This is a genomic window from Nostoc foliaceum FACHB-393, assembly GCF_014698505.1.
Taxonomy (GTDB): Bacteria; Cyanobacteriota; Cyanobacteriia; order Cyanobacteriales; family Nostocaceae; genus Nostoc; species Nostoc foliaceum_A.
On record NZ_JACJTD010000022.1, the window covers coordinates 34892 to 53585 of the forward strand.

20 protein-coding genes are annotated in these 18694 nt (G+C 41.0%); 18 read left to right on the forward strand and 2 right to left on the reverse strand.

Annotated elements, in window-relative coordinates; genetic code table 11:
* Position 1: 1 nt before the first annotated feature.
* From H6G92_RS18925 to H6G92_RS19000, 16 genes are all read left to right on the forward strand, one after another.
* Positions 2-586, forward strand: a complete 585-nt coding sequence (locus H6G92_RS18925; RefSeq protein ID WP_190895165.1) for a hypothetical protein — start codon at positions 2-4, stop codon at positions 584-586.
* Between the two features lie 394 nt (positions 587-980).
* Positions 981-1379: a hypothetical protein gene (locus tag H6G92_RS18930; protein ID WP_029631351.1), complete on the forward strand. Its 399-nt coding sequence runs from the start codon at positions 981-983 to the stop codon at positions 1377-1379.
* Between the two features lie 22 nt (positions 1380-1401).
* Positions 1402-1953 (forward strand): hypothetical protein, encoded by a 552-nt coding sequence (locus H6G92_RS18935; protein WP_190895242.1) that lies wholly within the window; start codon positions 1402-1404, stop codon positions 1951-1953.
* 8 nt (positions 1954-1961) lie between these two features.
* Positions 1962-2222 carry a hypothetical protein gene (locus H6G92_RS18940; RefSeq protein WP_039744742.1) on the forward strand — a complete coding sequence of 87 codons (261 nt, stop codon included), beginning with the start codon at positions 1962-1964 and terminating at the stop codon, positions 2220-2222.
* Between the two features lie 61 nt (positions 2223-2283).
* Complete coding sequence (locus tag H6G92_RS18945) at positions 2284-2502, forward strand: hypothetical protein (RefSeq protein ID WP_011316696.1); 219 nt, start codon at positions 2284-2286, stop codon at positions 2500-2502.
* 10 nt (positions 2503-2512) lie between these two features.
* Positions 2513-3355 carry a phage terminase large subunit family protein gene (locus H6G92_RS18950; protein ID WP_190895166.1) on the forward strand — a complete coding sequence of 281 codons (843 nt, stop codon included), beginning with the start codon at positions 2513-2515 and terminating at the stop codon, positions 3353-3355.
* 4 nt (positions 3356-3359) lie between these two features.
* Positions 3360-3929, forward strand: coding sequence for a hypothetical protein (locus tag H6G92_RS18955; protein WP_190895167.1), 570 nt, complete (start codon positions 3360-3362; stop codon positions 3927-3929).
* A gap of 22 nt (positions 3930-3951) precedes the next feature.
* Positions 3952-4443 (forward strand): hypothetical protein, encoded by a 492-nt coding sequence (locus H6G92_RS18960; RefSeq protein ID WP_185579984.1) that lies wholly within the window; start codon positions 3952-3954, stop codon positions 4441-4443.
* Positions 4443-4784 carry a hypothetical protein gene (locus H6G92_RS18965; RefSeq protein WP_190895168.1) on the forward strand — a complete coding sequence of 114 codons (342 nt, stop codon included), beginning with the start codon at positions 4443-4445 and terminating at the stop codon, positions 4782-4784. Before H6G92_RS18960 ends, H6G92_RS18965 begins: the two co-directional genes overlap by 1 nt.
* Positions 4768-5439, forward strand: coding sequence for a M23 family metallopeptidase (locus H6G92_RS18970; RefSeq protein ID WP_242059208.1), 672 nt, complete (start codon positions 4768-4770; stop codon positions 5437-5439). Before H6G92_RS18965 ends, H6G92_RS18970 begins: the two co-directional genes overlap by 17 nt.
* Before the next feature lie 26 nt (positions 5440-5465).
* Positions 5466-6293 (forward strand): glycoside hydrolase family 24 protein, encoded by an 828-nt coding sequence (locus tag H6G92_RS18975; protein ID WP_190895169.1) that lies wholly within the window; start codon positions 5466-5468, stop codon positions 6291-6293.
* Between the two features lie 10 nt (positions 6294-6303).
* A complete protein-coding gene (locus H6G92_RS18980) occupies positions 6304-8475 on the forward strand; it encodes a DNA translocase FtsK (RefSeq protein ID WP_190895170.1) in 2172 nt (723 codons plus the stop codon).
* Complete coding sequence (locus tag H6G92_RS18985) at positions 8465-8923, forward strand: hypothetical protein (RefSeq protein WP_190895171.1); 459 nt, start codon at positions 8465-8467, stop codon at positions 8921-8923. The genes H6G92_RS18980 and H6G92_RS18985 overlap by 11 nt, the downstream gene beginning before the upstream one ends.
* 25 nt (positions 8924-8948) lie before the next feature.
* Complete coding sequence (locus tag H6G92_RS18990; protein WP_242059209.1) at positions 8949-9437, forward strand: ATP-binding protein; 489 nt, start codon at positions 8949-8951, stop codon at positions 9435-9437.
* 269 nt (positions 9438-9706) lie between these two features.
* Positions 9707-10972, forward strand: a complete 1266-nt coding sequence (locus H6G92_RS18995) for a hypothetical protein (protein WP_190895172.1) — start codon at positions 9707-9709, stop codon at positions 10970-10972.
* Positions 10973-11242: 270 nt separating this feature from the next.
* Positions 11243-11749 (forward strand): hypothetical protein, encoded by a 507-nt coding sequence (locus H6G92_RS19000; RefSeq protein WP_190895173.1) that lies wholly within the window; start codon positions 11243-11245, stop codon positions 11747-11749.
* 85 nt (positions 11750-11834) lie between these two features.
* On the opposite strand, the gene H6G92_RS19005 is transcribed toward H6G92_RS19000, so the two are convergent.
* Positions 11835-12287, reverse strand: coding sequence for a helix-turn-helix domain-containing protein (locus H6G92_RS19005; protein WP_190895174.1), 453 nt, complete (start codon positions 12285-12287; stop codon positions 11835-11837).
* 522 nt (positions 12288-12809) lie between these two features.
* Here H6G92_RS19005 and H6G92_RS19010 point away from each other — a divergent pair.
* Together H6G92_RS19010 and H6G92_RS19015 are read left to right on the forward strand one after the other, a co-directional pair.
* Positions 12810-13994 (forward strand): hypothetical protein, encoded by a 1185-nt coding sequence (locus H6G92_RS19010; RefSeq protein WP_190895175.1) that lies wholly within the window; start codon positions 12810-12812, stop codon positions 13992-13994.
* Positions 13995-14552: 558 nt separating this feature from the next.
* Positions 14553-16778, forward strand: a complete 2226-nt coding sequence (locus H6G92_RS19015; protein WP_190895176.1) for a hypothetical protein — start codon at positions 14553-14555, stop codon at positions 16776-16778.
* A 240-nt stretch (positions 16779-17018) separates the two neighbouring features.
* On the opposite strand, the gene H6G92_RS19020 is transcribed toward H6G92_RS19015, so the two are convergent.
* On the reverse strand, positions 17019-18410 hold the full coding sequence (locus H6G92_RS19020; RefSeq protein WP_190895177.1) for an MFS transporter: 1392 nt from the start codon (positions 18408-18410) through the stop codon (positions 17019-17021).
* Positions 18411-18694 lie beyond the last annotated feature (284 nt).

The window sequence follows — 18694 nt, forward strand, 5'->3', positions numbered from 1 at the left end:
GATGATGCCATTTAATCCTCCTCCAGAACCACCTGATTTTGATAAAAAAGTGCGACAAACAGGAAATGCTTGGTTGGCAAAAAATCCAAATCCTAAAAAAGGAACCAGAGATTATTGGTCGCCTTTCAAAAGTGATTTAGCTGATGGATTTAATAATCTGTGTGGCTATAGCGTTATGTATGAACCAGTTGGTACAGTAGATCATTATCGCAGCCGTGAAAATTATCGCAATTTAGCTTACGAATGGAGCAATTTACGCTTTGCTTCTGCCTGGATAAACAGTAGTAAAGGTACGCTTGATGACCAGGTACTTGACCCTTTGGATTTGGGAGAAGATTGGTTTGAAATTTTACTCCCTTCCCTACAATTAGTATTAACCGATAAAGTTCCTCCACAACAACGTCAAAAGGCAGAATTTACTTTGGAACGGTTGCGGTTACGGGATGATGAAAGAGTCTTGCGCCAGCGTCAACAATGGTATCAACTTTATTTGGATGGGGATTTGACTTTACAAGGATTAGAAAAAAAAGCTCCTTTGATAGCGCGCGCGGTAAAGAAACAGCAGCAGGCTATTTCTCAACAATAATAAGCTTTGTAGTTATCAGATTGTGAAGGCAAGTATTTTCATAACACGATATGGCAAGATAAATGGGTAAAAGTTCAATGAACTTGTTACAGACTATTAAGTAGCACATCGCGTTATATATTTCTGTTAGAGCAGTTTCTTACCAAAAGAGTTATTTTTCTATTTTTTTAACTCATATATACAAACGTGCTTGCATTCTCAACAGGCAGTATGTAACTTGGCTATTGTGCAGTTTATTAGGACATGAACTGAAATTGAGTTTTATTTGAGTTGAGCTATACCTGTACTAAACTGACATGATTTGTAAATTATTTTTTAATCTACAAACAGTTTTGCAAGGTGCTAGTTTAATTCGCTTTCAATTGATGAAGTCTTTCAGTTGGAATAGAGTTTAATGATATGTGAGAACGTTATCTACACCCAGAAAACACTTGCCGAAAGATACGGGATTTCAATCGCTGCTTTACAACGGTGGTATCCCTATGCCGGTATAGTTAAACCCCGAAAGCGGGGAGGATATTTTGATGCAACAACAGTCGAGATTGCGGATGTTTTTTACGTTGCTATCAAGATTCGGCGGTTGACTTGTGAGGAATATTTACAGCAGGTGATTCCTGCTGGTGGCTTAGATGCTTATTTGCAAAAAGTCAATGACGTAAGCCTTTATGACTTTTTGACTAAGCATATATCTGATGAAGAAAAAAATAACCCAATTGTGCAAGCAGTAATTAGGAGAATTGAGCGAAATGAAGCATATCAACAAAGTGGCAGAGACTTTGCAGGTGTCGCCTGATGTAGTACGTACCTGCTGTCGGTTGTTGGATTTAGCTTTGCAGCCAAATGATACGCTTGACGAAACTGTTGAGCAGCAGCTAGTTCAACTTAAAGAGATAGCCTCTCGTGAAGGTATGTCTCTTGAAGAAGCAGCCCAGCATTTGATTGCAATGCGCGATCGCAAATCAGAAGTAGGCGAACATAAGTTCGACAAGCGGGAGTACATAAAACAGCGATTTGGCGTAGACCCAGAACAAGCTTTGCCTGACAGCTTTGTAGGAATACTTTACCGAGATGCAGATAGGGGTATTCAGTTAGGGGAATTACGCCATAAAGTGGTGCTTGAATCTTCGACACTTGCTCTAGAAGAATTTGTTTTTCATGGCAGCAGTTTACTTGGTGAAGGTAATACTTCCGTTCCACCTGGTTACGATGAAGCGCAAGAGCGAATTAACTCGCGCATCGATAACGATTTTTTCGGCAAAGTGAACTGGGGGGAAGAGACTCATCCACTGTTAGTCGGTACATCGACACCGCAGCCGAGACAGTTGAAGTCCTCGCAGCCGAAAACCGGGCAATCTCCGAAGAAATAGTAGCTCAAATGCTACCCATCTGCTATCAAATACGGGATGAGAGTTTACTCAACTTGAGAAAGACATCTACCCAGGCAGTTGGTATAAATTTACTTTCAGTAGTAGCTGGGACTGTGATTGGGACGTGGGTAGCAGTCCCCCCAACTCAAGAAAGACAGGAAATTCCGAGTATTCAGCCAATTTTGATTGGTGTGGGTATAGGTGAATTAGTTGGTTTGATTCTGGCACTAGTAATAATTTGGTTTACCAGGGACGAACAAAAAACCTAATCAACTTTTCTCTCATCAAGGGAATTACTCATTTTAGTCGCATTATTGCCAGGGAGCAGTTATGAGTGCAGCATTTGACTTTTTGGTTAACACGGCAGGTGGTTTGTTGATGAACCTGGGTGTTTCTGGGATGGTGGGACAATTATTGGGAGTCGGGGCGACCCTTGCCTTGCATCCTCTGTTGCTACTTACTGGAATAGTTGTCGGTGGTGCGGGAATTGCGATCGCACGCGAGTTAAACAAGCGCCCTCAGTTGCAGTTGGTTGTTGATAATACATGAGGGGTAAATTATGTTTACTCCTACACCTGTGCGAAATAAACAGCCAAGTCGCAGAAAGAAAAAGGTAAATGTTACCCTGTGGACGGTTTGTTCAACTGTTAGTGCGCTGTCTGTTATTGGGGCGGTTGCATTGATGGTTGGATGGAAGCAACAGGTTCCAGGTAATCAAATATCGGAGGTACAACAGGTAAAGGCGCAAGTTTCCCAAATTCGGGAAGTGTACTTAGAAAAGCTTTCTCGTACTGACTACAATATAGACCATCTTTCCAGTTACTCCTCAGTAGAGGGTGTGCCTACTCTTACGGGCTGGCGACAGTTGGCGGCGGCATTGTGGGGACAGCAATTGCGAAGTGAAATATCCAGAATGCAGGCTAATGATAAATCTGGGTTTTACCGCCTTCACTATATGCCGGCACTGGAGATAGTTAAATTCAACTCGCTGGATGTTTTACTAGAAGCGGCTTCTGGAAATAATAGTTTTTACTGGGGGTACCGCAAAACCGATGGTACGAAAGTTGAGGAGAAGATACCAACTGGGGCGGCTGCTGTTTTGATTTTGGGTAAATTAGAGGCAATTGATTACGCTCAAAACTTAGAATCTCAACCATCGGTTGATCTGAATCAAATGCTAATTCAGATTAAGAATGCTCAAGAACCATATTCTCTTGCACAGGCACAGCTGTTACGAGCGCGGGGGTATTTAGACCCAGTAGAGCAGATGGCACAGGTGGCAGACATCCGCGAGAGAATACGCCAACGGGAGGAGGAAAGGCGGATGTATATCCAACAAATGAAGAAGCAATTACCTCAGCCAGTTCCTAATAGAAAGCCTGTTAATAAATCGAGGGGGTGATGTCATGTATGTCAAGTTTGCTGCTGCGATAATTTGCATAGCTTTATGTTCGCTCAATGTTGTAGCGGCAGTCAAACGTACCCCTATTCGTACTACCCTTGAAGGTTCAACTCGCACGACGGTCGAGATGATGCCATCTCCCAATTCAGGAGTGCATTGGATGAGTGCAGTTATATTTCTGGCTGGATTTGCTTGTTTTTTGGGCTGGGGAATTTCTGACTATAACAATGCAATTGAAGAGAGAGACGAACTGTCTGATAACTTGGCTAATCCTGGCAATCCACAACTTCATGTTGGTGCTTCTGATACTGATATTCAGCCTTCTTTAATGCCCCCAGTATCACCTTCTTCTGGGATGAGATTAAATAGCGAATTCTCTGCCAAGAATGTAGTCCAATTTTCTCCTCGTTCTAGTGTTTCTGGATTAGGGCGAGTACATAGTAGCCAATTTGTTAAAGATGGAGTGCAAAACCAATCTGGAATGTTATCTCCAGAGGAGTTTTACGCCCAACTTCAGGATGAAGATTTCTGGGAAGATACTAACTCCCAGGTAAATGATAAACCCGCCAGCTAGTTACTTAATTTGAGGTCATATTATGAGCAGAAATCAGCGCCGCAACTTTGATGTTGATTATTCTGAAGGTGGAGCAATTGTGCCTGCAAACCGCTTGCAAAACATGTTGCAGCAGGTACAGCAACAAGGAGGAATAGTAAATCAGCAACCTAACGTTTCTCCCATGACTACTTATGAGACTCAGCCAGTAGAGGTTAGGTATATCAATGCACCTACTGCTTATAAGCCGAGGGTTCCTCAGATAGAGATTCCTTATATTGAGACTTGGAAAGCACATCGGCTGCACCCACAAAACCCCTGGAGATTCGGCTGGTATCCAGTATATTTTTTATCGGATGTAATTAAATCTCCTGTGGGTGTGGCTGGTGTGGGAGTGTGGTTGTTAATAATGCTGTTGAATTTTTTCCTAAATGGCAGTTATACCGGGCCGGGGTATGCGTCTGGGAAGAAGATTGAAGTTGTACCCAAGGAAGTTCCCTCTTTTGCCCTGCCTGTGGTTAAGCAATTGGAATAATGACGGTAAAGGCAATTTTTTGGTTCGTACTGCTGGTATGGATTGCAGATATTTTGCAACCGGGATATTTGCAGTTTTATAACTGGCGTAATGCTGTGGCATTGGTACAAAAGCTTCAGTTTTCATCGCCGGCTGTTGTACCCACTGCTGCACCTGGCGTGAATATATCTTCTACTTCTGTTCCTATACGTTACTCTCCTCAAGTAAGGGAACCTGCAACATCTGGGGATGGCCTAAATTCTCCTGATTGCCATGTGGCTAGGAATGATTTTGAGGAAGTATTGAGTACTGCAAGGATTGGTTGTTGGCAGGTTTCTCCTGCTAATGCGAAAAGGCGTTGAGGGAATGCGAATAATCTTTGAAACTGACGGTGACAAGGAGGTTAGTAATTCGACTGTAACTAGTTTGAATGAGACGGTCGATACTAGTTCGAGTGCAAATTGGAGATATGCGATCGCAACCTCAGTTTTAATTGCAGCTATGGTCATTCCCCAGGTTTCTGGGTGGATTGAATCTCAACTGTTAGTTAAATCTCTCCAGGGTCTAATACTACGTAGAACTGTTGTTAGTAATCAGGTTTTAAATAATCGTCGAATTGTCTTTCCTACTGCGGCTGGTACTCCTGTAACTAGTGAATTTGGTTGGCGGACACACCCCATTACGGGCAAACACAAGTTTCATACTGGGATTGATTTTGGTGCAGCAAAGGGGACACCAATTTATGCGGTTGATGCTGGTCGAGTGGTTTTTGCGGGCGACAAGGGTGGTTATGGCAAAGCGGCTGTTATTCAGCATCAGGGAGGTTTATCTACTCTGTACGGTCATGCCAGTCAGCTGTATGTACAGCAGGGACAACAAGTTGTGCGTGGACAGATGATTGCGGCAGTAGGTAGTACGGGCTTTTCGACGGGGCCGCATTTGCATTTTGAAGTTCACGTTAATGGTGTAACACAGAACCCCCGTTCTTATTTACATAAGTATTTAGCTAACCGTTGAAGGTTATTTAGCTATTGGCAAGAGAGATGCAAATTGTACCGATTTTTATATCAGGTGTAGTTGGTGCAGCCTGCTCTGTTGCATTTTCTTACGGAGTAGCTTCACTGCCATGTGGATTGGTATCAAAGGGTGCGGATACTGTTTGTCAGGTGCGTAGTTTTGGTAAAGCACTTGATAGTTGGAAATTTGGGTTTATTGTTGGTGGTTTGGCTGGGTTGATTTTGAGTCCTCGCCATCAATTTATATCCCGTTTTCAACCCATTCATCTGTCAACTGCTTCCTTAATTACTTTGGGCATTTATTTTTCAATTTCTCAAAGTACTGGTGTTTCTTCAGCATCATTAAATACTTTAAGAGGAAGAGTTAGTACAAGTTCTTACTCACCACATCCTGATTCACCACGGTTAAGTGCTTTTTTAGCGACAATTCGTTGGGCAGAAACAGGAACTAGTGAGACAGAAAGTTATCGCAAGTTAGTATTTAACGGAACTTTTAATGATTTTTCTACACACCCGTTAAAGAAACAGTGCGCTCCTATTAATGGTAAAAATGTTTGTTCAACTGCGGCTGGTGCTTATCAAATGTTAGATATAAGTTGGTATGATATTCAGCCAAAGTTAAACTTGAAGGATTTTAGTCCAGCTTCTCAGGACAAGATGGCAATTGAATATATTCGTCGTAATAATGCCTTAAGTGATGTTGAAGCAGGAAACTTTGATGCTGCTGTATGTAAAGTAGGTAGGGTATGGGCCAGTCTTATTTGCAACTCGTACAATCAAAACCCAAAATCTTTAGCGCAGTTGAGAATTTACTATCAGCAGCAATTACAAAAATTTGAAATTTCTAAGAGGTGAATATTTACTAATGTTAGTACCCCACAACGATAAGATAGAATCTCAAAAACAACAGATTTTGACTGCAATTGTGCAGGCAAAACAAGATGGTTTGGGCAATGAAGAGATTATAGATAATGTACGGGAGACTTTACCTTCCCCAATGGTCTCTTATGCTGAAACTGTTCTACAACAAATAGATTTTAGAGCAAAATTATCACGTCAGGTTATAGAATTTAATTTAGAATTTTTATTTCAGTCAATATACGAATCATTAATTGCAGGTACAAGTGATGAAGAAATATTATCAATATGTGCAGAACACTGTACTTTAAACCAATATGAATTTGTACGTTATGCTCTTGAGTATATTCACCTCAATCGAATGCCATCACACTGGGAGCAAAATAACGTATATCATAAGATGATTGAGATAGTTAACATATCACCAATTGAATCTTTATTTGAATACATTGAATCAATCAAAAATATTCATCTTAAGCAGATTGGATATAAAGTAGTTCAAGAGAATCTTTATAATTTATTTTTAAGAAATAAAGAAACTAGTTATTTTACTGATTTAGCTAATAAATCTAGAGATAAATGCATTAAAAACTATTGTTACCGAACGGCAGTGCTTGTTGCGCGTGCCACAGGTAAGCCATTAGATTTAAAACTGACAGGTGATGGCTCAATTATTTTAAAAGAGCCTAAATATTTAGATAGAAATACTGGTGCAAATGAGATTGCTACTTCACAAAAATTAACTATTTTACAGGCAGGGAAGTTATTAGTTGAAACGTTAGAAGATTTTAATATTAATGCTAAGTATGTTGATGCCAAAAATGGCCCTACTTTTAACCGTATTAGGGTAAAACTGGGACGGGGTGTTAGTTACAAGAAAGTAGAAGACATCGGTAATGACTTAGTGCAGCAGCTTGGTGAAGAGTTAGGCTTAAAATTTGCACCAATGGTGAGTGTAGTGCCTGGAGGAGTTGTATTTGACATACCCCGATTAGATAGACAATTTGCTTATTTCCGCGATTATTTTACTTTTGACGGCGAACCTGATATTTATTCGGTATCGATCCCCGGTGGTGTTGATGTAGATGGCACCTATGTAGAAATTCCACTTTATAGCGACAACGTGACTCATATCCTGGGTGGTGGGCGGACGCGGGGTGGGAAGTCGCAATTTGAGAAAGCAGCAATCTTATATTTAGTGCGGCGGTATCCACCTTCTGTTGTTCGGTTGGCACTTTCGGATGTCAAACGCGTGACCTTTGGTAAATTTGATGGGCTACCCCATCTTGTTGCCCCAGTTGCGCGTGACGCGGAGGCGACTGCTAACTTGCTTGATTACTTGGTTGAAGAGATGGAATTGCGGTACCAGGAATTTGAGCGCCACAGCAGTATTGAAACGATCGCACAGTACAACCTACGGTTTGCACCTAATTTTGTCATGCCGCGAGTGATTTGTCTAATTGACGAGTGTTTTGATCTACTTTCTGATGATAACTACTGCGATCGCATTGAGACTGCGCTGATGAAGTTGCTTGCAAAAGCTGGTGGTGCAGGGATTCATGTACTGTTGTACACGCAACGGCCTGATAAAAACGTGATTGATCCGTTGATTCGCTCAAACTTTCCGGCAAAGACAGCCTTTGTTACGACTCGCCCTGAAGACAGTTGTATTATCCTTGGGGACGATAAAGACAAACGTGCGGTTTACTTACTGGGATACGGGGATTTCTTGTATAAAACAACTGAGGTGGTGCGACTTCAGGCGCTTTATGTAGCTGACGATGAAGACCCTGAATACTTCCAGCAATTACTCCTAGAAGCTAAAAATCAAAACGACCCCTACACAGCTTGGCAGTCTGGGTTAGACTTTGATGAATTTGTCGCTAGTTTGTACGGCGAGCGCAATAGTAAGGACATAGGTAAATCTAAAGCTACTGCTGTTATTAAAACTAAACAGCATAAAACTGATTTTGAGGGCAGTTTTAACTTTAAGGTACAGCTTGACGAGGAAGCAAGAAACTCAATTTTTAATTTGTACCAAAAGGGCTATCAACTTGATGAAATTGTCAAAGCGGTATTCAATTTATCCCGTCAAGATGGTAGGTCGTACAAGAAATTTAGAAATGTTGTTGAGGAATTTTTAAATAGCTTGAAGCGGGGTGAGGAAGATGATATTTGAATTAACGATGCCTTTACCTCCTAGTATGAACGAAATTATTAACCAGGCACGGTCAGGTTGGCAAGCCAGCGCTGGACTTAAGAAGTACTGGACAAACTTAATTGGTGAATTTGTTAGAGAATGTGGATTTTGTTTAGATGGTGCAGTTTGGATTGAATTTCATTGGTATGTCAAAAATTTTGGACGAGATAGCGATAACGTAGCTGCTGCCGCCAAATTTATCATGGATGGTCTGGTTACAGGACAAGCAATCCGTAACGATAACTTGATAGTTATCCAATCACCTGTAGTTCATTATTATCATCGCAGTAGTGGTGATGATGGTGTACTGTTGAGACTTTCACAATCACCTGATTTCCTGTTAGATAATTTTATTGTGTCTAACCAATTTTCCCGAAACAGCTTAGAAAAGCATAGTCAAAAAATTACATATTTACTGTTAACTTAATTTTTAGATATATTGGATTTAAAGGATGACCATAATGTTACGTTATAAAGACTACTGTCAGTTAATCGATCAGGTAAATGCAGGTAAAAATATTAACCTATGGGGCAAGCAAAATATTGGTAAGACTCTTACTGTTAAAAACTGTTTACTCAAGGATATTAACTTAGAGTCTGTTTACCTCAATCTTGAATATCCTTTTAGTGTGGATCATCTATTCAACGTTATTCCTATTAGCTTCAGTTTTTACTACCAGCAGGATTGGCAAAATATCATAAGCGAATTATCTGATGGTTATAATAGGCTGCTGGTGATAGATAGTTTTGATAGATTGCATTTTGTTAGCAATACTTTTAGTCACGACTTATTCCGATTACAACATTTAGCTCAACTAGAAAATTTTTCTTTACTGTTAATATCTCGTATGCCGCTAGAATATTTCCATTTTCCAGATTTTGCTAACTATTTTGAAAAATTGGAATTGAACGAAACTAATACTTGGACTTTTGGACGGTAGATATATTGTTTGTAAATATCCTTTTTGGTGATATTTTACTCCGGGTGGAGTGTTGTTTTAAGCAATAAAGTAAGTTCGACTCTTGCTATCACCATTGGGAATGAAACTACTGCCGATACTGAAAATTAACGAGTACGGATCTATTAATAGTTTTGGAATTGTTAATAGAGTAAGGGGTAGGTTAGTAGTGTAGTTCTCAGCAAATCCCAATTTATGCCGGGGCAAGAGTAATTAAAAACCTTGTAACCTGCATTTTGGAGGGATGAATTATGTTGAAGAAGTTTGCGTTTAATTGCTTGAGGAACTTTAATGCTGCTTTTGGAATGGTGTCTTTGACTGCTATTGGTTTGGGCGCTATAGCAACTTTTTCTGGTTTGGGTTTATTGTACTTAGCTAGGGGCGGATTCCCAATTGTTGAGAAAGAACGCTCTGAACAAATTGCCTCTACCGGCATTGGTGCTATTGTATTAGGCTTTACCGGAATTATTTTTGCTTCCTTGGGCGGTGCTTTCTTAAGTGTTGTTGAAGAATTGGAGGAAACTAATTCGGGTATAGAACCTGCAAAAATAACTGACATAAAACCGCTTGTATTTACAAAACCTGAGAGCTTTGAAAAATCTAATGGCGTGCCTTTTATTTACACCTATACAGTGATGAATTTTGAGGGGCATTCTGATTTTAAGGGCTTGGTTGTTTGCAGATTTGAGGAAGAACCGTGTCGTAAATTAGTACTTTACGAGAAATTACGTTCTCACCACATTGACGACTTGGCAGTAATCTGTGATGAAATTGATCCAGACAGATTAATTGGACAAACTTTTTCCTCATATAAGCCTTTACTTTGTGAAGCTTTAGAGGAACATTTAGATATACACCGACGCTATGTTAATGCAGTTAATAGCGAAGAATTTACTTCTTGCTATTTGCAAGTGTGTACTGGGTGTAAGTTACTGCATGGTGCCAATAATATTGTTTGTGGCATTCATCCATACGGATGGTTTGAAGATGGTTGCTGTCCAGATAAGCAATGGGATGAACGTAAGGCGTTGTTTCCATTTGAAGATGATGCTGTTGTCGAAAGCTTAAATAGAGAAATATCGTCCAATCAGGCGAATATTTGCAAGTTTTACGGCGACCTTATTTTGTGGGATGAATACGCTAATCGTAGGTTTTCTTTTTCTTATTCCGGTATCTTGCTGAAACATTCTGATAGACTGCTTGAGCTTGGTACGGAAGCGAGACTTCTTTCCTACATCCAGTATTTCCGCACTCGAAATGTAGTGGTCTTTGACTACGTAGCATCAGGGCGAGTTTCGGAGTTTACGAAGGAACTTAAGGGCATAGCCCAAATCGAGGTTGATGGTGATGAGATATCTATCTTTTTTGATATATATGCGCCTTGTCACTGCTTTCGCCGTGATGGTGTAGCGCTGCATCCTTACTCAACTTTTGTTCCCCAAGAACTCAGATATAACTACAACTTGGTTAGTTACGTCAACTATCTTAAGAGTAAAAAATCTGGAGTGCTGGGATGAATAAGGAAGTTTCTAAAAGCTGCGGGTGCAAGTCGGAAAAATCGCATTTTTGTAATTTCTGTATCTTGGATTGGTAATTTCTAAAATTCAACAACTGCAAATTTTGGAAAACTTGGTTCGTCTAATTGCTTAAAGGCAATTTACCCTCCTTCCTCCTACTGGTAGATGGGATACGTATAAAGGCTTTCACTCAGTACGGGGGTTTCCCCCGCTACTGGGTGGCAAGTCGCTATAACGCCGCTCATCAGTAATTTATGGAGGAATCACATTATGTCTGCTTTTGCAACATCACCTTTTGTGCAATCTGTTAACGATGTTTTGTTTCCAATCGAGTTGTTTTTGACTATCTTCCCAATCTTGTACGTGATTTTTGTCCCTGCTCAATCAGCATCACTTCAAGTTAGTAATAGCGCTGGGGTGATTTCTGAAGAGTCGCTAGTTTTGGAAACCCAGGGGTATTTGACTGTGGTTGGTGCTGTTTATGATGAAAAAGAATTTTCTGAACCAGAATCTTCGATTATTGAAACTGCGCCGCCATCTGTTGAAACTAGGATTGCAGATGAAGCCATACAACTTGTGCTAATAGAGGTTACGGAAGAAAGGAAGAAGCTTTTGGATTTAGGTGCGAGGAAGCTGCGACAGTTCTGCAAAGAACGTCAGATTCAAGGCTATTCTAGCGTTTACAACCGTAAAAAACTCGATGGACTGGTTGACTTTCTGATCACACAACAAGTGACTTCTGCTCAAGTAGTCGAGTTTGTGGAAATGCTTGCTTAGAGTTTAATGAAAAGCCTCGGTAAAAACTGGGATTTCAAAACTACTTTCTTGATATAGGATGGTACTTGCTTGATAAGTCCTTCTATTAAGTTTGGGCTTCTAAGATGCGTCCTATACTTCTTGGCGATAATGTCGGTAATCCCCTCCGAGTAGCTTCCTCAGCTACCTGGGTATGGTAATGGTGCTTTGAACGACTGGGTTTTCGGTTCTTGCTCCATTCGCTGATTTCGACGATTTTGCTCGCCTCTGTACTTTTGCACTTCTTAGGTCTACCGACGTTGACACCTAATACCTCGTTAGCTTTTGCGATCGCCCCCTCCTGGGTTTCTGACAAGATGGTACTTGATGTCCATCTTTTTTTCCACTTTGCTATTGAGTTTTCGGTTACGCCAATCTCTTGGGCTAAGGCTACATATTTTTTGCCTTCGTTTAGTCCTAGCAGAATTTTCGCTCTTTTGCTAACTTCATCGCTGCTGGTCGCTGCTATGTGCTCTAGTGCTTGCTTTTCAATAGAATTTAGTATTTGAAGACGAGGCATCTAAAAATTTACCCCTCTTTACTGTACAATTTTGCCAAATGGAATGAAGCCTGATATACTTTTTTTGTAGAGTCCATTTTTCCTAAAAATTCACTCAAAGCCCTGGTGCAAACAGGGCTTTGAGAAAAAAACAAACCCACCTGTTACTAAAACAGGACGGAATTTCGTTTTGTCAATTTAGTTATCTAGAGCCATCATATCATGAGTTTACACAGTTTTACAAATCTTTCTTCGGATAGATGCTTTTTGTGCCAATATCAGTGCTTTAAATATCTCTTCAGTTGTATTAGTTGTCAATGGGTTGAGAATAATAGTTACTGCGGGAGAAAATCTCTCAAAGAGAATCTTCTGGTAGGTAATTTTTGGTATTTACAAGAATTAATTATTTTTTAAAATAATCAATTTTCCCAAGGGATAGAAGCGCTGCAAATGTTGCTGTATAGGCTTTTCCTGCTTGATTTTTGGGATTTTCACTTCTTGAAATTATCTTTTGACTGACAATTTGTGAACCGGAGTATAAATATGTCTCTTGTGCAGAATCCGGCAATCGTATATATTTCGCCTGCGGAGTTGGTTGTTCATCCGAAGCTGATAGAAATATATGGTGAGAATGAGGAACGTCCGGCTTTAGAAAAAAGTATCTCGGAAAAAGGGATTCTTGAATCTTTAAAGGTATCTGCACGTACTGGTGTCAATGTAGTCTTGGCAGGTAAGTGTCGTTTGCAGATAGCTCGCCAGTTAGGAATTTCCACTGTGAAAGTGGAATTTGTCGAGTCTGGTTCGCCTGAAGAAGATTTGAAACTAGTGCTTGACTTTAATCTCCACCGGGAAGGTGGGAAGACTCATTACCAGAAATTTCACGAGGGGCAGTACTGGGAGAGCGTACTTCGTCCCCAAGCGAAAGAAAGACAAAGGGAGAGCGCTCGTCGTTTGAATGAATCGAAGTATTCAAATTTGAATTATTCGATAAATGAGAGTAAGTCTCAATTAAAGAAGGGTAAACCCGTGATTCAGGAGGTATCGGAGAATTTAAATATAAGTGTTGGTAGTTATCACAAGGGTAAGAAAGTTTTTGAATTAATTTCTCAATTACGAGAAATGGAAAAATTTAAGGCAGTTGTTGCACTGGAGATGGAGTTTAACCGGAGTATTGATGCAGCGTACAAGTTTGTTTGCAATCAAGATATGTGTTACCAGGTGATAGACCTTCTGGAGGCTTCGGAGATAGGTAGTATAGGCGATGGTATTGCTTGGATGCTGAATGGCGAACGCAATCCGTTTCGACGTTTCCAGCTTGACCAAGTATATCAATTCAAAAAGAGACTGCGGCCGGAGTTGGAAATTGTGGGACGGGTTATTGGTATAACTAATGAGTTTGTTGTGTTTGGATTGAGGAATTTAGTGAATATGAGCCTAGAAATTGTGAATCTACGTCCGCGACAAATTGATGCAGAATTGCAGGATGAACCATCTGCATCACAGAGGAAAAGAATATTTCACTTAATGCAAAAGTTTAGTGATGTTTTCCCAGTTCAGGTATCTTTAGCGGAGTTGTTAAAACTCCCAAATTTAACTGATAAAGAGGAGGTTTTATTGCGGATGTATGAGTCTGACGTATTTGAAAAAACTTGGGAAGATTATAAGACCCAAATGAAAGCAATGGAAGTTTCTACAAATAGAAAAAAGGATAAGATTTGTGCTGCATAGGTAGCTGTGGGCTGCTAATTTAGTAGAGAATTTATCCCACAATTTAACATTACTTACTAGATTAGCATCTCAATACTGATTACAGTACGAGTTCACTTTTTTGGGTGCTGAACTCGTATCAAGATATTTGACCGTTTTTTGTTTTTTAATTCGGTGGTGGAGTATGAGTAATTTCATCTTCACCAGTTGTACTAACGAGAGCCAATGTAAGGTGACACTTGTGGGTGTTACTAGCTTTGCATTGTTATCCCAAAACTCTTTTGTCGATTTAGTGACAACTTCGCTAGAACTGCCTCATTTAAATAATTACTAAAAAAAAGTTGGGTAGTCGCATTGTTGTTGGTGAAGCGTGTTGGACTAAATCTTAGCCTAAGCCTACGTATGTCTAAGCCTAAACAAGTATAAACCTTTGTTTGCTTTCAACCATGAGACGATTACCAGTCGCCTCCAACAAGCGGATAACCAACCGCTTAAACATAAAAATTTCAAATTTAGGCTAACACATTTTGACCAACAGCGAGACTACCTGATGCACAAAAATCATCAGGACAGTCACTCATGTACCAAGAAAATTTCGGGGCAGATTTTGATAACAAGCCCCAATTAAGCCTTTCACAGCCTTCAAAAAAGAAAATCAAACCCCACCTGCCCGCAGAATCCGTGGGCAAACGCTACGTAGAGCGCTTTTGGCATCCATTTGGGGCGATAGTTGCCCCAAATCAAGCACAAGGTGTAAAACCAGCATGGCGTACCATCGATTATTACCTCCAACCCTCCCAACTGTGGAACCTGCACCAAGACAAGTCGAAACTAGTAGGTCTGCGCTTTAACGACACAACTCGTTACGCCACAATCGATTTAGACCTAGAAGGCGACTACCATAACATTGAATCTATAAATCGCATCAAAGCAGTGCTAGAGGACATCGGCATAGTCGATATCATCATCCTCCAGTCCAGCTTTAGTGCCGGCTATCACCTAATCCTAACCTTTGCTTCCTCCCTGCCCACCTTTCCCCTAGCCTGCGCCCTAGAGATTACCTTGAGAAACGCGGGCTTTATCCTGCGCCAAGGACACCTAGAAATCTTCCCCAATACCAAACCATATAGTGCCAAACAAATAACCAACTACAAAGCCATCCGTTGCCCCATGCAACCGGGTAGCGGGTCATTTTTACTTAATGATGACCTACAACCAATTAGCGACTCAGTTTCTATCTTCCTCGATTATTGCGATCGCGCGGCAAGTCGGCAAGATTTAACCAAACTCAAACGGGTAGCGAACAAAGCCAAAAAACAAATTTCACGGGAGAGATATCGCAAGCAAGAATCTGCTGACGTTGCCCAGTGGCGTGCAAACTGGGAAGAAATCATCACCACAGGCTGGACAGGAAAAGGACAAACAAACACCCTCCTACAAATCTTTGTAGGCTACGGAATCGTCTTTTTAGACTTAGAGAGTGAGAAATTAGTAGAATTTTGCCTTACTACCGCAATTAACGCCCCCGGCTACAGCCAATATTGCCGACACCAACACGAAATCGAAGCGAGAGTGCGGCATTGGGTAGAATCCACAATTCGCAACAAATGGTACAGCGCCTACATTAGTTATCCCGAACGGCTATTGGGTACATTCGCCAACACATTTGCAGAAGCCATAGCAGGCATTAGCAGCATTGATAAACCCAAAGACAACGTAATCCCATTTGACCGTCGTAAGCAACAGAACTGGGAACGCAGCCAACAAGCCCAAAAACGCATCCAGATAGTAGTAAGGGCAATAGAGTGGGATAGAGGGTTGCCAGTAGGGGCTACTGAACGGGGTAAAGTGATACGTGCTGAGTACAAGCGCCGCTTTCACAAAACTATCTCACAAGAGACACTACAAAAGCACTTGCATTTGTGGCATCCCACGCGCTACATCTTAGATCCGTGGGCAGAAAATAGCTCAAACCCTTATCAATCAAGTAATGACGGGCAATTTGATAGTTTTGAAAACTCATTTGCAAAACAGAGTGTTGAAAACCCTTACCAAAAGCGAAATGACGGTCATTTTTACTATATGAAGGTTTTTTGTAACTGTTTATCTTTGGCTGCCGATGCCCCTACAGGGCAGTCGGCAGTAGCAAGTTTTGAAGAAGTTGCTGAGTCTGAAGGAGAATTATTTGTACTACAGGTACAAGATCAATCTGAGGAAATTAAGATTAATTCCGAAGAATTGAATTTATTGCAACCAAAGGATCTGTCTTTAACTTCAGATGTCAATAATTCTGATAATTCATTAGTCTCTTCAAATATTATAGAATTAGCTGAAAATCTTAATGAAAGTACTTCAGATAAGAATTTTAAATACCTTTCTAATCCCAGCACGGTTGAAAATTACAATAATAAAAACTTATTAATCAATTCTGTCAGTATTCCACCTACTGCATCTACACCTGCAATTGTGCTGCCTGAAGCGTCACAAAAAGCCGAAGTTAGCGAGCAAAGTATATCTTCAGGTGATTCAGCAGCAACTCTCGCTTTATCAGAATTGAAGAATCTGACTAAGTTGCGACTCCAAGCAGCATCTCACGCCAAGCGTGTAGCTAGAGAGTATTGCCTAATTGGGCGACGCCTAATTGGAGGCAGGGAACGCGAAAGACTGGAGCAGAGTGCCAAAATGCAATTTTATCTCGATTCGGGTAACAAAACTCTAATTGCACAAGCCAACGAGTGGGCAGCTGCTAATCCTGGGTGCCTACCGTTTTCGTTGGAGTTAGCGTTTCAAGAAGGTGAGACGTGATGGCTGAATTTCACAGGTGAGAGTGATTTGGATGCCTATACGGGTACATGGGATTGAAAACAGTTTGCCGCAATGGAATGTATTCTGTATTAACAGTATTTTGAAAACAGAAATATCCGCCATTTAATTCTATTACAACTAATTTATTAAGTCTGAGTAGTTTCTCCCAGTCCTTTTGACATTCTTCGATATGTACTCATTTCTTTTAATACGAATTCGTGCAGTTGTAGTAACAGCAATTTAGTGACTATGGCGATGGTGAATATCTCTCTTGTGAGGATGGTTGTGATAGATAATCATCGTATGTTCGTGAAGATGGTTGTGAGATTCGCCTACAGCCATCCCCTCATTGTGGTCATGCTGATGGTGTTCATCGTGGATGTGTTTATGTTCATGCACACTAGGATAGTGGAGATGTTTGTGTTCATGCTCCTGATGTGAGAGGGTAATTTGTACTACTACTAGCAGCATCAAGCCAATCAAACTACCGTAAAGAAACTCACGTTCAGCAAAGTTACTTCCCAACCAACCGGCAAGAGGGTATGAGATTGCCCACCAAAGATGACTCCAGGCAAAGTGTGCGCCATAAACCCGCCCTTGTACACCAGCTGGGATGCGGTCTGCAATTAATGTCTGGGTGGGTAAGTTCACTAAACTTTGCCCTGCACCCGCCACCAACCATAAAAGCATCAGTGGTGCTAAATTTGCGTAGTTAGCAGGCAACAAAGCCAATGTTATCAAAGTTGCACCAATCAAAACAAACGTTGTACGTGGCAAACTTCTATTGAACGTACCAAAAATCACTGCACACAGGGTTGCACCAATCCCAAAAGCTGCCATCACCCAGCCGTACTGCACTTCTCCCAATTTGAGTGTACCTTGGACGTAGCCAACAGTATTTACTAAGATTTGTGCTCCGGCAATTGATGCGACTAGCTGCATGAAGAGCGCGTAACGAATAGGTGTGTCTGTAAGTAGGCGAGTTGTACCGTCTTTAATGTCTCCCCATGTTCGGCGTGTTGTTCTGGAATACTGTTGATTTTGTGTAACGACGAGCTGACCTGGTAGGGTGAAGATTAAGACTGCCGCGATCGCAAAGCTGAGAGCATCCAAATAGAAAACTTGTCTCGCACCAATGAAGGCGGCGACACTCCCAGCGATACCTGGGCCAAGTACACCAAGTAATTGAAAAGTAGCGGCTGAAAGAGCGATCGCGCCTGCATAGTCATTCTCACCTGTGACTAATGGAATTGTGGCTTGGTAAGTTGGGGTGAAGAAAGCATTAAAGACGTTAAGTGCAAAGATTAATACGTAAACTTGCCAAATCTGCGTCACAAAAGGCAACATACCCACAATTAACATTCTGAATATATGGGTAACAACCATGATTTTCTTACGATCTAGGCGGTCTGCGATCGCACCTGCAAGGGGAGACAGCAATACAAAAGCAGTGACACGCAGAGTCAAAGCGACTGAAAGCACAACCGCAGCATTTTTTCCAGCTAACTCAAAGGCCAGAAGGGCTAAACCCACCCAAGTGAGTGCATCGCCCAATAAACTACTGGTCTGAGCAGTGTACAGCCTTGCAAATACCGGATTTCTCAAGCTGCGGAAAAATGTCAAGGTATTCATTTATCAGAGGGCATAGTTACACAAGTCTTTTATATCAAGATTTTAACAGAAATGGGGGGAGGGGGCATATTTCTCAAAGCCAGAAAATTGCGTTGCCAAGACCATTTTCACCACTCTGCTGTTTTCTCGAAGGAGTGTAGTGTTTTTTAGTTATAGCTGTGATGTTCCTGTAGCAACCATCATTGCTCAAAAACTGCTTTTGGTACTTTGCCATTTAAAACTGAGAAACTAGCTTTCTTTGACATCCAGAATTCTCAATTGCATCGGTAAACTTTGCACCCGTT

Coding starts and splice junctions, on each gene's coding strand:
- H6G92_RS18925 (WP_190895165.1), top strand. CDS start 2: ATGATGCCATTTAATCCTCCTCCAGAACCACCTGATTTTGATAAAAAA.
- H6G92_RS18930 (WP_029631351.1), top strand. CDS start 981: ATGATATGTGAGAACGTTATCTACACCCAGAAAACACTTGCCGAAAGA.
- H6G92_RS18940 (WP_039744742.1), top strand. CDS start 1,962: ATGCTACCCATCTGCTATCAAATACGGGATGAGAGTTTACTCAACTTG.
- H6G92_RS18945 (WP_011316696.1), top strand. CDS start 2,284: ATGAGTGCAGCATTTGACTTTTTGGTTAACACGGCAGGTGGTTTGTTG.
- H6G92_RS18950 (WP_190895166.1), top strand. CDS start 2,513: ATGTTTACTCCTACACCTGTGCGAAATAAACAGCCAAGTCGCAGAAAG.
- H6G92_RS18955 (WP_190895167.1), top strand. CDS start 3,360: ATGTATGTCAAGTTTGCTGCTGCGATAATTTGCATAGCTTTATGTTCG.
- H6G92_RS18960 (WP_185579984.1), top strand. CDS start 3,952: ATGAGCAGAAATCAGCGCCGCAACTTTGATGTTGATTATTCTGAAGGT.
- H6G92_RS18965 (WP_190895168.1), top strand. CDS start 4,443: ATGACGGTAAAGGCAATTTTTTGGTTCGTACTGCTGGTATGGATTGCA.
- H6G92_RS18970 (WP_242059208.1), top strand. CDS start 4,768: ATGCGAAAAGGCGTTGAGGGAATGCGAATAATCTTTGAAACTGACGGT.
- H6G92_RS18975 (WP_190895169.1), top strand. CDS start 5,466: ATGCAAATTGTACCGATTTTTATATCAGGTGTAGTTGGTGCAGCCTGC.
- H6G92_RS18980 (WP_190895170.1), top strand. CDS start 6,304: ATGTTAGTACCCCACAACGATAAGATAGAATCTCAAAAACAACAGATT.
- H6G92_RS18985 (WP_190895171.1), top strand. CDS start 8,465: ATGATATTTGAATTAACGATGCCTTTACCTCCTAGTATGAACGAAATT.
- H6G92_RS18990 (WP_242059209.1), top strand. CDS start 8,949: ATGACCATAATGTTACGTTATAAAGACTACTGTCAGTTAATCGATCAG.
- H6G92_RS18995 (WP_190895172.1), top strand. CDS start 9,707: ATGTTGAAGAAGTTTGCGTTTAATTGCTTGAGGAACTTTAATGCTGCT.
- H6G92_RS19000 (WP_190895173.1), top strand. CDS start 11,243: ATGTCTGCTTTTGCAACATCACCTTTTGTGCAATCTGTTAACGATGTT.
- H6G92_RS19005 (WP_190895174.1), bottom strand. CDS start 12,287: ATGCCTCGTCTTCAAATACTAAATTCTATTGAAAAGCAAGCACTAGAG.
- H6G92_RS19010 (WP_190895175.1), top strand. CDS start 12,810: ATGTCTCTTGTGCAGAATCCGGCAATCGTATATATTTCGCCTGCGGAG.
- H6G92_RS19015 (WP_190895176.1), top strand. CDS start 14,553: ATGTACCAAGAAAATTTCGGGGCAGATTTTGATAACAAGCCCCAATTA.
- H6G92_RS19020 (WP_190895177.1), bottom strand. CDS start 18,410: ATGAATACCTTGACATTTTTCCGCAGCTTGAGAAATCCGGTATTTGCA.